Origin of the sequence: Microbacterium sp. Leaf159, assembly GCF_001423615.1 — a bacterium.
Classification (GTDB): Bacteria; Actinomycetota; Actinomycetes; order Actinomycetales; family Microbacteriaceae; genus Microbacterium.
This window is the reverse complement of record NZ_LMOU01000001.1, coordinates 809,794-823,730: the sequence shown is the minus strand read 5'-3', so window position 1 is coordinate 823,730 and position 13,937 is coordinate 809,794. Positions and strand designations below refer to the sequence as shown.

At 67.8% G+C, this 13,937-nt stretch carries 11 protein-coding genes and 1 pseudogene; 11 read left to right on the top strand and 1 reads right to left on the bottom strand.

Going from position 1 to position 13,937, the window contains the following annotated elements; translation table 11 throughout:
* The first annotated feature begins 20 nt into the window (after positions 1–20).
* The 4 genes and pseudogenes from ASF80_RS18675 (at position 21) to ASF80_RS04035 (ending at position 5,938) form a co-directional block, all read left to right on the top strand.
* Positions 21–275, top strand: a complete 255-nt coding sequence (locus ASF80_RS18675) for a YlxR family protein (RefSeq protein WP_082488176.1) — start codon at positions 21–23, stop codon at positions 273–275.
* Between the two features lie 95 nt (positions 276–370).
* A pseudogene (infB, locus tag ASF80_RS04045) lies at positions 371–3,192 on the top strand (translation initiation factor IF-2); the annotation flags it as partial.
* Positions 3,193–3,245: 53 nt separating this feature from the next.
* A complete protein-coding gene (gene rbfA, locus ASF80_RS04040; RefSeq protein ID WP_056308204.1) occupies positions 3,246–3,680 on the top strand; it encodes a 30S ribosome-binding factor RbfA in 435 nt (144 codons plus the stop codon).
* A gap of 110 nt (positions 3,681–3,790) precedes the next feature.
* Complete coding sequence (locus ASF80_RS04035; protein ID WP_157520972.1) at positions 3,791–5,938, top strand: helix-turn-helix transcriptional regulator; 2,148 nt, start codon at positions 3,791–3,793, stop codon at positions 5,936–5,938.
* Positions 5,939–5,963: 25 nt separating this feature from the next.
* Here the strand turns inward: ASF80_RS04035 and ASF80_RS04030 are convergent, their stop codons facing one another.
* A complete protein-coding gene (locus ASF80_RS04030; RefSeq protein WP_056308200.1) occupies positions 5,964–6,830 on the bottom strand; it encodes an A/G-specific adenine glycosylase in 867 nt (288 codons plus the stop codon).
* Positions 6,831–6,906: 76 nt separating this feature from the next.
* Between ASF80_RS04030 and ASF80_RS04025 the strand changes: the two genes are divergently transcribed.
* The 7 genes from ASF80_RS04025 to ASF80_RS03995 all read left to right on the top strand — a co-directional run bounded on the left by ASF80_RS04025 (position 6,907) and on the right by ASF80_RS03995 (position 13,894).
* Positions 6,907–7,554 carry a hypothetical protein gene (locus tag ASF80_RS04025; protein ID WP_157520971.1) on the top strand — a complete coding sequence of 216 codons (648 nt, stop codon included), beginning with the start codon at positions 6,907–6,909 and terminating at the stop codon, positions 7,552–7,554.
* A 28-nt stretch (positions 7,555–7,582) separates the two neighbouring features.
* On the top strand, positions 7,583–8,476 hold the full coding sequence (gene truB / locus ASF80_RS04020) for a tRNA pseudouridine(55) synthase TruB (protein WP_056308196.1): 894 nt from the start codon (positions 7,583–7,585) through the stop codon (positions 8,474–8,476).
* Positions 8,473–8,841 (top strand): hypothetical protein, encoded by a 369-nt coding sequence (locus ASF80_RS04015; protein ID WP_056308194.1) that lies wholly within the window; start codon positions 8,473–8,475, stop codon positions 8,839–8,841. Before truB ends, ASF80_RS04015 begins: the two co-directional genes overlap by 4 nt.
* A 53-nt stretch (positions 8,842–8,894) precedes the next feature.
* A complete protein-coding gene (locus ASF80_RS04010; protein ID WP_235559874.1) occupies positions 8,895–9,341 on the top strand; it encodes a hypothetical protein in 447 nt (148 codons plus the stop codon).
* Positions 9,338–10,291, top strand: a complete 954-nt coding sequence (locus ASF80_RS04005; protein ID WP_056308190.1) for a bifunctional riboflavin kinase/FAD synthetase — start codon at positions 9,338–9,340, stop codon at positions 10,289–10,291. Before ASF80_RS04010 ends, ASF80_RS04005 begins: the two co-directional genes overlap by 4 nt.
* Before the next feature lie 208 nt (positions 10,292–10,499).
* Positions 10,500–12,644, top strand: a complete 2,145-nt coding sequence (locus tag ASF80_RS04000) for a DEAD/DEAH box helicase (RefSeq protein ID WP_056308188.1) — start codon at positions 10,500–10,502, stop codon at positions 12,642–12,644.
* 221 nt (positions 12,645–12,865) lie between these two features.
* Positions 12,866–13,894 carry an ATP-dependent 6-phosphofructokinase gene (locus tag ASF80_RS03995; protein ID WP_056308186.1) on the top strand — a complete coding sequence of 343 codons (1,029 nt, stop codon included), beginning with the start codon at positions 12,866–12,868 and terminating at the stop codon, positions 13,892–13,894.
* Positions 13,895–13,937 lie beyond the last annotated feature (43 nt).

Sequence of the window (13,937 nt, the reverse complement as noted above, 5' to 3'; positions counted from 1 at the left end):
GACGGGAACACAGGTGTAAGATGGAACCCGTACGAATGTGCGTCGGTTGTCGCACGCGTGCTCCCCGCGCCGCTCTTCTCAGGGTGGTGTCCCAGAACGAGACGCTCATCATCGATGAGCGTGCTGTCCTGCCGGGGCGAGGCGCGTGGGTTCATCCGACACCGGAATGCATGGATGCCGCTCTGCGGCGTCGGGCTTTCGGAAGAGCACTGCGCGTCTCCAGCGATCTGGACACGCGGAACATCGAACAGCACCCACCAAGAAACAAAGGCTGAACGGCTATGGAAACAAAGTGAACGGCTCGAAATGAGACCCGTCCGCGACTAGTGGTCTGCCCTGTCTGGGTGGACCGACCCCAGACAGGAGAATTGTGGCTGGTAAACCACGCGTACACGAGATCGCCGCCGAACTCGGCGTCGACAGCAAGATCGCACTTGCAAAGCTCAAGGAACTCGGAGAGTTCGTCAAGAGCCCCTCTTCGACCATCGAACCTCCGGTGGCGCGCAAGCTGCGCGCTGCCATCGAGTCGGACGCCTCGCTGAAGTCGTCCGGCGATGCGGCACCCGCTGCCGCAGCGAAGCCTGCTGCAGCCAAGCCCGGTGCAGCCAAGCCCGGTGCCGCCAAGCCCGGTGCTGCCAAGCCCGGTGCGAAGTCGGCAGAGGCAACGCCCGATGCTACGACCCCCGGTGCTGCGAAGCCCGGTTCCGGTGCACCGACTCCTGGTCCGAAGCCCGGACCCAAGCCGGCGCCTGCTCCGGAATCGCCTGTCGCTGCTCCGGCAGCCGAGGCTCCGGCCGAGCCTGCTGCTCCGGCGGCGGAGACCCCCGGCCCCGCGGCTCCGAAGTCGAACGACGGCGGAGCTCCGAAGCCCGGCGCCCCGCGCCCCGGAAACAACCCGTTCTCCACCGCGCAGGGCATGGGACAGCGTCCCACCGGTCCGCGTCCGGGGAACAACCCCTTCGCCTCGGCGCAGGGAATGGGCCAGCGCCCGACGCCGGGCAACATCCCGCGTCCGCAGGCTCCGCGTCCCGGCGCCCCGCGTCCGGGTGCGCCTCGTCCCGGTTCCCCCCGTCCCGGCGCTCCGCGCGGCGGTCAGGGTGGTCGTCCCGGTGGTGCACCGTTCCAGCAGCGTCCGGGTGGCCCCGGTCGTCCCGGTGGTGCCGGTGGACCCGGTGCGGGCCCCGGCGCTCGTCCCGGCGGTGGCTTCGCAGGTCGTCCCGGTGGCGGTGGCGGTCGCGGTCGTGGCCCCGGTGGAGGTACCGCAGGTGCCTTCGGCAAGGGCGGCGGCAAGAGCAAGCAGCGCAAGTCGCGGCGGGCGAAGCGGCAGGAATTCGAGATGCGGAGCGCCCCGGTCGTCGGTGGCGTCAACGTCACCCGCGGTAACGGGGAGATCATCCGCATGCGCCGTGGCGCATCCATCGCGGACTTCGCCGACAAGATCGAGACGCTGACCGGTTACACGGTCCAGCCCGGAACCCTCGTGACGATCCTCTTCAACCTCGGCGAGATGGCCACGGCCACCGAGTCGCTGGACGAGGCGACGTTCGAGGTACTGGGTGCCGAGCTCGGCTACAAGATCCAGATGGTCTCGCCCGAGGACGAGGACAAGGAGCTCCTCGAGGGCTTCGGTCTCAACCTCGAGCAGGAGCTCGAGGAGGAGAGCGAGGACGACCTCGAGATCCGTCCTCCGGTGGTCACCGTCATGGGTCACGTCGACCACGGTAAGACGCGACTCCTCGACGCGATCCGACAGACCAACGTCATCGACGGTGAGGCCGGCGGCATCACGCAGCACATCGGTGCGTACCAGGTGTGGACGGAGCACGAGGGCATCGAGCGTGCCATCACCTTCATCGACACCCCGGGTCACGAGGCGTTCACCGCCATGCGTGCACGTGGAGCGCAGGTCACCGACCTCGCGATCCTCGTCGTCGCGGCCGACGACGGCATCATGCCGCAGACGGTCGAGGCGCTGAACCACGCCCAGGCGGCGAACGTGCCGATCGTGGTCGCGGTGAACAAGGTCGACAAGCCCGACGCCAACCCGGCCAAGGTCCGTCAGCAGCTCACCGAGTACGGTCTGGTCGCCGAGGAGTATGGCGGAGACGTCATGTTCGTCGATGTGTCGGCACGTGCCAACACCGGCATCCAGGATCTCCTGGACGCGGTGCTGCTCACGGCCGACGCTGGTCTGGACCTCACGGCCAACCCGAACAAGGCCGCTCGCGGTGTCGCCATCGAGGCGAAGCTCGACAAGGGTCGCGGTTCGGTCGCCACGGTGCTGATCCAGTCCGGAACGCTCCGCGTCGGAGACGCGATCGTCGCCGGAACGGCCTACGGCCGTGTGCGTGCGATGGCGGACGAGAACGGCGAGCAGGTCCTCGAGGCCTACCCGTCGCGTCCGGTGCAGGTGCAGGGTCTGAACTCCGTGCCGCGTGCCGGCGACGTCTTCATCGTCACCGAAGAGGACCGCATGGCCCGTCAGATCGCTGAGAAGCGTGAAGCGGTCGAGCGCAACGCCCAGCTGGCCAAGGCCCGCAAGCGCATCTCGCTCGAGGACTTCACCCGTGCTCTCGAAGAGGGCAAGGTCGAGTCGCTCAACCTCATCATCAAGGGTGACGTCTCGGGTGCCGTCGAGGCACTCGAGGAGTCGCTGCTCAAGATCGAGGTCGACGACTCGGTGCAGCTCCGCATCATCCACCGCGGTGTCGGTGCGATCACGGAGTCCGACGTCAACCTCGCGACGATCGACAACGCGATCATCGTGGGCTTCAACGTCCGCCCCGACACGAAGGCGCGCGAGCGCGCTCAGCGTGAAGGCGTGGACATCCGGTTCTACTCGGTCATCTACAACGCGATCGACGAGATCGAGAGCTCGCTCAAGGGCATGCTCAAGCCGGAGTACGAAGAGATCCAGTCGGGTGTCGCCGAGATCCGCGAGGTGTTCCGCTCCTCGAAGTTCGGCAACATCGCCGGTGTCATCGTGCGGTCGGGAACGATCACGCGAAACGCCAAGGCTCGTGTCATCCGCGACGGTGTGGTGATCGCCGATGGCCTCGCCATCGAGTCGCTGCGTCGCTTCAAGGACGACGTCACCGAGGTGCGCACGGACTACGAGGCCGGTATCGGCCTCGGCAAGTTCAACGACATCCAGATCGGCGACGAGATCGAGACCACTGAGCTGGTCGAGAANGCGAGGATGCGTCATGCATCCTCGCCCGAAGGGTACGTAGAGGGAGAGAACAATGGCTGGTGAACGACAGGCACGTCTGGCCGATCGCATTCGTGTGATCCTCGCTGAGCGACTCGAGAAGGGGCTGCGAGACCCGCGCCTCGGCTTCGTGACGATCACCGACGTCCGCGTGAGCGGCGACCTGCAGCACGCCTCGGTGTTCTACACGGTGCTCGGCACCGAAGAGGAGCGTCTCTCCAGCGGGGCGGCGCTGACATCGGCGACCGGGATGCTGCGCAGCGAGGTCGGCAAGCAGCTGAGCACTCGACTCGTCCCGACGCTCGAGTTCATCCCCGACGCGCTGCCTGAGAACGCCGACCACATCTCGGCTCTCCTCCGTGAGGCTCAGCAGCGCGACGCCGATGTGGCGAAGCTCGCGTCCTCCGCATCACACGCAGGCGACGCAGACCCCTACATCCGCCAGGACGACGACGACACGCAGTCCTGAATATCGGAGCCCTCGTCTGAGGATCCGCGTGTATTGATAACCTCAGTCCGCATGGGCGGTCGCCCGTGGGGACTGGGGGGTTCGGCATCGACGCTTCGCGTGCGCACGGGGTGACTTCGGTCGCATCGGCGGTGATGGAGGAGATCCTCGACGACCTCCTGGCGCATGAGCTGAGCTGTGCGCCGCATGTCGCCGCCCGCCTCGCTTCCGAGCTTGCGGCGGACGGCCCGACCATCAGGGCCGTTGCCGCCAGGCTCGATGCCGCTCAACGCCGGGGTCTGAGGGCGCTGCCGTCCCCGTTGCCGATGGTCCCCTCGATCGAGGCTCTGTTCGCGCATCTGGAACTCGCCCCCGCCGATCGCGAGGTTCTGGTGGCGGTCTCGCTGCGCCTCGACGACAGGCTTGCTCCGCTCCTCGATTTCGCAGGTGAGAGCGCAGCCGAGTTGCACCGGGGCGCAGCCGGTCGACATCTGGACATGCATGCGGGGCGCGTCCGCCTCGTCGAGCCGCGTCTGGCCATCTGGCTGAGAGCGACTACCTCACGATCCGTGGCGTTAGCCGTCCACGCGCGACTGCACCGTGTCTTCCGCGAACGCGGCGAAGCGGTCGACGCGGACTGGCACAGGGCTCGCGCATCGATGCACGGGGAGCCGGTCGCGGCAGGAGAACTGACTCGCATAGCGAGGGAGCTCTCCGAGGCTGGGCGCAGTGAGAGGGCCTTCCACCTCGCCGCAGAGGCCGCGGCTCACGCGAGTGGCACGACCAGGGACGAGGCGAACCTGGTCGCGGGTGTCGCAGCGATCGCCGCCGGACACGCAGTCGAAGCGGCGAGCACACTCGCGAAGCTCTTCCCCGACGGCGATGAACATCAGCGGCTGCAAGGACTGGGCGGTCTGCTCGTCGCCCAAGCCCACCTTCGAGGCGCGGTACCGCAGTTCGATGCCGAGGCTTTTCGACCCCGCAGCGATGACGCCGGGCTCTGGTACTCCTGGGCGCGTGCCGCCGCCTTCGCCGCAGTGCTGTGTGCCGAACGCGGCGACCGCCCCGGGATGCGCCTCTGGCTCGACGAGCTCCGAGAGGGGTGCGCGAGGTCGGGAGCGGAGCGATCACTGCGTGATCCCGTCGTCGCGCTCGCCTGGCTCGTCGGGGGTGACCGCGGCGCGGAGGACGTGCACGGAGCGGGCCCCCTCACTGGGGGGATGCTGCGGGCGCTGCATGCGGCGATCGAAGGAGATGTCGACAGAGGACTCAGGCTGCTTGCCGTGGGCGACTCCGGCATAGACGTCGAGGTCGATCCGTTCGTCGCCGGGTTCGAGTCCAGTCCGCTCGTCGGTGCCTACCGGGCGGTCGTGGAGGTGCTCTTGCTCATGTGGCGCGGAGACATCGGCGCCGCACGCGAGACGATGCTCAGAGCTTCACTGGAGTTGCCGATCGCAGTCCCGTTCGCGGGGCTCGGAGTGGTCATCGCTCGGCGGCTCGATCTCGCTGTGCTCGGCAGGCTCGGCCCGTTCGCCAGAGCGCTGACTTCCGCGCTCCCTTCGCCCGTCCGCATCGACCAGCTCGTCGATCGGGGAATCGAGGCCTTCCTCGCAGGTGCTTCCGCTGAGGCGGCAGCGTGCATGCGCGTCTGGCGGGATCGCGGAGCACCCCAGACGACGATGTCTGTGCCGGGCCTGGAAGAGGCGATCGTGGTCGCGGACATCGCTTCGTGGAGCACACAGCGGATCGAACCACCGGAGATCACCCTCGCTCAGCAGCTGAGGGTTCGCATCACGAGCTGTTCGGACGAGGATTGGCGTGTCGAACGGCCACGAGTCGTCGATGCAGCGCGGACGCTCACCTCTCCTTTCTCTCGGGGGCGGGTCGAGGCCATGATCGGAACACGCTCCCTCATCAGGGGCGACCTGGAGATCGGGCGAGAGCATCTCGCGACCGCTGTCAGTCTTCTGGACGTCTCAGGCGCAACTGCGTGGTCGCGCGCGATCGCCGCGCGGCTCGCTTCGGAGAATCGTCTTTCCACGTCGGCCGGCGACCCGCTCTCGTCGTGCCGACGCGTCTGGGAGTCGATAGTGACAGCCCGGGAACTCGAGGTCGCGATGCTCGTCGTCAGCGGTGCATCCAATCGAGACATCGCCGATTCGCTCCATGTCTCGGTCCGCACCGTCGAGGTGCACCTGGGGCGCGTCTTCGCGAAACTGGAGGTGCGAACGAGGGTCGAGCTCACCGTGCTGGCACATCGCATCGGGCAGTACGTCTGACCGGCTTCCCCCGGGGGAGAAGGTCTCAACGGGGGAGTGAGAGCGTCTCGCCGTCGGCTTCGGCGAGCCCGTCGGCGATGAGCGAATCGATCGCTCGGTCGCGCTGAAGCGGATCCGGCCAGTCGGGCAGCACGCCTTGCAAAAGCACCGGCTCCGGGGCTGCGGTGCGAAGGACCCGCAGGACCGCGCCTCTGGCTTGACGGTCGGAGCCCTCGAAAGTCGCCTGGCGTCGTCGAGTGTCACCGGTGTCGGGGCGTCCGGCCGCCACCCAGGCACAGTCGTCGATCAGTGGGCAGATCTCGCAGCGAGGCGAACGCGACGTGCAGACCGTCGCGCCGAGCTCCATCGCGGCCGCGTTGAACACGGCAGACTCGGCATCGCCCGCGGGGAGCAGCGAGTCCATGAGGTCGAGGTCCCGACGAGACGGCGAACCGGGCTGCGCCTGCCCGAGGATCGCCCGGGCGAGCACACGACGTGTGTTCGTGTCGACGACGGGATGCCGGTCGCCGTAGGCGAAGACGGCGACCGCCCTGGCCGTGTAATCGCCGATGCCTGAGAGGAGCAGGAGCGGCTCGACATCGCGGGGAACGACGCCCTCGTGGCGGTCCGTGATCTCGATCGCAGCCCGATGCAGCCACAGCGCCCGCCGGGGATAACCGAGGTTCGCCCACTGCTGCACGACCTCGGCAGGGGTGGCGCCTGCCAGAGCACGCGGTGTCGGCCATCGCGCGAGCCAGGCCTCGAGATGCGGGATCACCCGCGTCACCGGCGTCTGCTGCAGCATGAACTCGCTGACGAGCGTTCCCCAGGCACCGAACTCCTCGTGGAACTCGCGGCGTCGCCACGGAAGATCGCGTGCGGCCTCCCGATACCATGCAGCCAGAGGCTCCATCGTCGCAGCAGCGGGATGAGACGTCGAGGGCACCTCGACAGCCTAGGCGAACCGAAGCGCACCGGAGGCGGGACAGATGAAGATGAAGACGACGATGGCGATCATGTCGGGGATGCTCCTCGTGGGGTCGATAGCGGGGTGCGCGTCCGAGCCCGCGTCGGCGCCGACGTCCAACCCGTCGCCGTCCGCCACCGCGACTCCGACCCCCTCGCCATCGCCCAGCGCAGTGCCGACCGCCGACCCCGCCGATCCGACGACGTGGGTCATCAGCGAAAGCGGCGTCGGTCCCATCGACATCGGCGGCGACCTCACCACCACTCTCGCCGGCCTACCCGAGACGTGGACGAACGACACCGAGAACTGCGCGTGGACCGCATGGTGGAATGCGCCGGACTCGAGTTATGGGGTCTACTTCGTGCGAGGCACGGAAAGCGACACGGCGCCGATCGGGGAGATCTCGGTCTACACGGCCGCCGAGACCCCGACACCGGTCCCGAGTCCCGTCACGGCGGAGGGGATCGGGCTCGGAGCGACGAAGGCTCAAGTCCTCGCGGCGTACCCGGATGCGCAGGAGGGGACCGCGCAGATCGGAGGCGGCACGTGGCTCATGCTTGCGAGCGACGACGCGGCTCATGTCTTCTTCGAGTTCAGGGAGGGCGCGGACGTGGCATCCGACATCGTCGTCACGACCCGGGACGAGCCCTCGTACGAGGTGTGCGGCTGAGCATCCGGTCGCACCGTAGGCTTGATGGATGGTCTCGCCCGGCATCCTCCTCGTCGACAAGCCCGCTGGACTGACCAGCCACGATGTGGTTGCGCGCACGCGACGGGCGCTCGGTACCCGCAAGGTCGGGCACGCCGGGACTCTCGATCCGATGGCTACCGGCCTGCTCGTGATCGGCGTCGAGGGCGCCACGCGCCTGCTGACCTACATCGTCGGCGCGGACAAGACGTACGAGGCGACGATCAGGCTCGGGCAGACGACCGGCACGGACGACGCCGACGGCGAGATCCTCACACGCGCGCCCGAGCAGGCGTGGGATGCGGTGACTCCGGAGCGGGTTGCGGCGGGTGTGGCCACGCTGACGGGGGAGATCTCGCAGGTGCCGAGCTCGGTGTCAGCGATCAAGGTCGACGGCCGACGCGCCTACGACCGGGTGCGGGCCGGGGAGGAGGTCGTCCTCGCCGCGCGCGATGTCACGGTCTCCCGGTTCGAGATCCTCGCCGAGCGCTCGGGCGACGGCTTCCTGGATCTCGACGTCGTGGTCGACTGCTCGTCCGGCACCTACATCCGCTCACTGGCCCGCGATCTCGGCGCAGATCTCGGCGTCGGAGGACACCTCACTGCGCTGCGACGCACCCGAGTCGGCGACTTCGACGTCGCGGATGCCGTGGTGATCGAGGACATCGTCGAGACGGCGCTTCTGACTCCGGCCGCTGCGGCAGCACGGGTGCTCGACCCGCTCCCCGTCTCGGCGGCGGATGCCAGGGATCTCCGGCACGGCAAACGGCTCACCGACCAGGCCTCTCGACTGACCGGTGTCCTGGCCGCCGCGATCGACGAGGACGGTGTGCTCGTCGGCGTCGTCGAGCGACGGGGAGCTGACTTGAAGAGCGCGATGAACATGCCCGAGGCGACCCGATGATCCTGTGGCTGACGATCGCCCAGATCGCGGTGGCGACCGCCGCCGGACTCTTCTGCATCATCCTCGGTCTCGCCGGTCGGCGTCCGAGCGACTTCTCGGTCGGCGCTCTCGCGCTCGTCGAGCTGCTCCTGGTCGTGCAGGTCGTCGTCGCGATCGTGGCACCGCTCGTGGGCAACCCTCCGACGGGTGATCTGCTCGAGTACTGGGTCTATCTCGTCTCCGCGGTGCTGCTGCCGATCGGTGCGGTGCTCTGGGCGCTCATGGAGAGAAGCAGGTGGAGCACGGTCATCCTCGGAGTCGCCGGGCTCGCCGTCGCGATCATGGTCTGGCGGATGCACGTCATCTGGACGATCCAGGTCGCCTGAGCTTCCCGGTGGGCATCCTGGGTCCCCGGCCCGGACCTAGAATGGGTGGAGCTATGAGCACCACCGTCCCCACCTCCAGGATGACCGGCATCGGCCGTGTCCTCGTGATCGTCTACGCCGTCATGGCGCTGGCGGCGACCGGTCGAAGCTTCGTGCAGATCTTCCGGCAGTTCGACGAGGCGCCAGTGGCGTACTCGCTCTCGGCGCTGGCAGCGGTCGTCTACATCCTCGCGACCCTGGCGCTCGTGCTCGCTGAGAGGCGTGGCTGGTACGTCGTGGCGTGGATCGCGATCGTGTTCGAACTCACGGGCGTCCTGGTGATCGGCGCGCTCAGCATCTTCTTCCCCGACCTCTTCCCGCATGACACCGTCTGGTCGATGTTCGGGCGGGGCTACGTGTTCATCCCGCTCGTGCTCCCGGTCTTCGGGATCTGGTGGCTGCGCACCCACCGACCGACCCGTGCTGTGCAGGAGGCACCCGCCGCCGAGGTGTCCGCATGATCGTCTTCCGCGACCCTCAGGAGGTGCCGGAGGACTTCGGTCCCTCCGTCGTCGCGATCGGAAAGTTCGACGGCGTCCATGCCGGGCATCGGGCGGTCATCCGCCGGCTGAAGCAGGTTGCCGAAGAGTCCGGCCTCCGCGCGGTCGCCGTCACGTTCGACCGCAATCCGCTCGCCGTGCTGCGACCCGATCGCTGCCCCGAGAACGTCGTCACCGTCGAGCGCAAGCTCGAGCTGCTGAGCGAGCTCGAACTCGACGCGACTCTGTTGCTCACTTTCGACGCCGAGTTCGCCGCGCGCAGCGCCGAGGAATTCGTCACGAGCATCCTGGTCGGAGCGCTCGGGGTGTCGACGGTGCTCGTGGGCGAGGACTTCCGGTTCGGGCGCGGGGGAGCGGGAACGCCCGCGTTGCTGCGGGAGCTGGGTCCGCAGCTCGGCTTCACCGTCGAGGTCGTCGACGACGTCTTCCTTGACGGCTCCGAGCGACGGGTCTCGTCGACCTGGATCCGCGAACTGCTGATGGACGGGGATGTGACGACTGCCGCGCGTGTGCTCGACCGCCACGTCGACGTGCGGGGCGAGGTCGTGCACGGACTCAAGCGCGGGAGGGAACTCGGATTCCCGACAGCGAACCTCTCGGCCTCGGTCGACTCGTTCGTGCCGGGCGACGGGGTGTACGCAGGCTGGCTCGTCGATCACGAGACCGGGATCCGTCACCGGGCTGCGATCTCGGTGGGCACCAACCCGACGTTCGATGACGTCCTCGAACGCCAGGTCGAAGCACACGTGCTCGGTGAGACGGACCTCGATCTGTACGGCCACGACGTCACCGTCGAGTTCGTCGAACGTCTGCGCGGCATGGTCGCCTTCGAGGGCATCGAGAAGCTCAAGTCGCAGATGGCCGCCGACGTCACCGACGCCGAACGGGTCCTCGCAGCTCCGCGAAGCTGAACTCCGCCCCAACTCTCCGTGACGTGATCTCGGTCCGCAGGTCGGCATGGCGTAGAATGGGCCACGGTGGTCGGCGAATCTCGCGACCGAGTCGCGCGTCGATGATCACCGGAACTACTGTTCGTACGGTCCTGGCTCACGCCACACGCGGACATCGAGAACGGCTGCCGCATCCTGTGGATGCTCGGCCTTCACGCTCAGGAGGAGCATGCCGACCACGGCGACTGCCGCAACGCGGCGCAAGAAGACGTCTCGTCGCGACGATGAGGCGCCCCTCATCCCGATCCTCGCGCGCAAGGTGCGCGAGATCGAGGCGAAGTCGCAGCGGGGAAAGCTGGGCCCGACGAACCGGGTGAAGTTCCAGGTGATCGCGTTCCTGGTGCGCGAAGAGCGCGCCAGGGTCAAGGCGGACACCGAGATCGCCGATGCCGCCCGTGCGGAGCTCCTCAAGCGGCTCGACGGCGTCGCGACTATCCTCGCCAAGACCGCTGCCCGCGACACGTCGCTGATCCAGCTGCTCGAAGCCGATCAGGCGACGTCGCCTGTCGCGAAGCGGATGCGGCGCGACTGGCTGCTCGAGTCGGGTGCGGAACTCGCCCCCGAAGAACTCATCATCGCCGACATAGCGCCCGTGCAGACGTCCGTCGTGTCCGCCGCGATCGCCGAACGTCAGGTGACGCCGCCGTCCGTCGAATCGCGCCAGCTCGCGAACCCGTTCCTCGCTCCGGATCTCACCCCGCGCGCCAGCACGACCCCCCGCCGCCGCCTCGACGGCTGGGAGCTCATGGGGCCCCTCTACAAGGCGTTCGAGACGGGCGCAGGGGGAGGCGCGGCGAGCATGGATCTCCCGCCCGCACCCGAGTACGACCACCTCTCGCCGAAGGGTCTCGAGGTGATGGTGCACCAGTCGCGCTTCCTCGAGGCTGTGCGCGAGGGACACAGGAGCTTCCTCCTCGCCGACGAACCCGGCCTCGGCAAGACGGCTCAGTCCCTGCTCGCCGCGTCTGTCGCCGGCGCGTACCCGCTTCTCGTGGTGGTGCCCAACGTCGTGAAGATGAACTGGGCGCGGGAGGTCGAGCGATGGACGCCGCAGCGCCGAGCGACGGTCATCCAGGGTGATGGCACCGACATCGACGCGTTCGCCGACATCTTCATCGTGAACTACGAGATCCTCGATCGTCACATGTCGTGGCTCGCATCGATCGGCCTCCGAGGCATGGTCGTCGACGAGGCGCACTTCATCAAGAACCTCAGCTCGCAGCGCTCCCAGAACGTGCTCTCGCTGGCCAACCGCGTGCGCGAGCGCACGCCGGGCGGCAACCCGCTGATGCTCGCACTCACCGGAACGCCGCTGATCAATGACGTCGAGGACTTCGACGCGATCTGGCGCTTCCTCGGCTGGACGACGGGCGAGAAGCCCGGCCCCGAGCTGATGGAGAAGCTCGACGCGACCGGATTCACGCCTGCAGACAAGGCGTTCTATCCCGAGGCCCGTGAAGCGGTCATCTCCATGGGGATCGTCCGCCGTAAGAAGAAGGATGTCGCGGCCGATCTCCCCGACAAGCTCATCGCCGATCTGCCGGTGCAGCTGGATGACGAGTTCGGGCGCAGCATCCGTCAGGCCGAGCGCGAGCTCGGTGAGCGGCTCGCGGCGCGTTACCGCAGGATCATCGAGGCACGCGGCGACCGCGGGCTCGCACCGGGCGAGATCGACGAGGACATCGTTCGACTGGTCGCTCAGAACGAGCTCGAGGAATCGAAGGCCGCAGGCACCGGAGGTGACAACGTCTTCACCATGGTTCGTCGCATCGGACAGGCGAAGGCGCAGCTCGCGGCGGACTACGCGGCGCAGCTCCAGCGTTCGGTGGGCAAGGTCGTGTTCTTCGCGAAGCACATCGACGTGATGGATCAGGCCGAGGCGCACTTCGCGTCGGCCGGCATCCGCTCGGTCTCCATCCGTGGCGACCAGACGTCGACCGCGCGTCAGCAGGCGATCGATGACTTCAACAGCGATCCCGACGTCGGCATCGCGGTGTGCTCGCTGACGGCAGCCGGCGTGGGCCTCAACATGCAGGCGGCATCCAACGTCGTCCTCGCAGAGCTCTCGTGGACAGCTGCGGAGCAGACTCAGGCGATCGACCGAGTGCACCGCATCGGTCAGGACGAGCCGGTCACGGCGTGGCGGATCATCGCGGCTCACACCGTCGATGCGAAGATCGCCGAACTCATCGACCAGAAGCAGGGGCTCGCGGCGCGGGCTCTCGACGGTGAGGCCGTCGATGACGCGGCGGCGGAGCCCGTGCAGCTCGGGGCTCTCATGCACCTGCTGCGGGAAGCCCTCGGGGCGGCCTGACGGTAGCAGCTCTCGAAAGATCGGCGTTAAGAATCTCGATTCTTGGCGCCGATTTCTCGTTCTCCCGGGCCGCTCAAGGCATTTCTTGCGAATCGTCCCGAGGTGACCGCAAGATCCTCGGTTTTCGTCGCCTCGAATGGCGCGTGCGCGCATCGGGGCACTAGTGTCGATCGCAGGCAGCGTCGCCTTTTCCCCTTCCCCTGAACCCGTCTGAGGCAAGCATGAAGATCGGCATTCTGACGAGCGGTGGCGACTGCCCCGGACTCAACGCGGTGATCCGCGGCATCGTGCTCAAGGGCACCACGACATACGACCTCGAGTTCGTCGGCATCCGCGACGGATGGCGAGGCGTCGTCGACGGAGACTTCTTCCCTCTCACCCGGCACGAGGTGAAGGGCCTGTCGAAGGTCGGCGGAACGATCCTCGGCACCAGCCGCACCAACCCCTACGAGGGTGAGCGCGGCGGCGCGGAGAACATCGCCAAGACGCTCTACGGCCACAAGATCGACGGCATCATCGCCATCGGCGGCGAGGGGACCCTCGCAGCGGCCGACCGCCTCGCGAAGGACGGCATCAACGTCATCGGCGTGCCGAAGACCATCGACAACGACCTCCGCGCCACCGACTACTCGTTCGGCTTCGACACGGCCGTCAACATCGCCACGGATGCGATGGACCGTCTGCGCACCACCGGAGACTCCCACCAGCGCTGCATGGTGGCCGAGGTCATGGGGCGCCACGTCGGCTGGATCGCGTTGCACGCCGGGATGGCGGCGGGCGCACACGCCATCTGCATCCCCGAGGTCCCGATGTCGATCGACGACATCACCGAGCTCGTCTCGAGTGCCCACGATCGCGGTCGCGCGCCGCTCGTCGTGGTCTCCGAAGGATTCAAGCTGCTCGGCATGGACGAGGCGTACAGCGACAAGGGGCTGGACGCATTCAACCGCCCCCGTCTGGGCGGCATCGGCGACCAGCTCGCACCGGCGATCGAGAGGATCACCGGAATCGAGACTCGCGCCACGATCCTCGGTCACATCCAGCGCGGGGGATCGCCCTCGGCGTTCGACCGCGTGCTCGCCACGCGACTCGGACTGCACGCCGCCGATGCACTGGTTGACGGAGCATGGGGCCAGATGGTCGCGATGCAGGGGACCGACATCGTGCGTGTCCCGTTCGCCGAGGCCCTCGGCGAGCTGAACACGGTTCCCCGCAGCCGCTACGACGAAGCTGCCGCCCTGTTCGGCTGAGCCGACGGCGAGACACTCCTCACGAGAGCGGGCCGATCCTCAC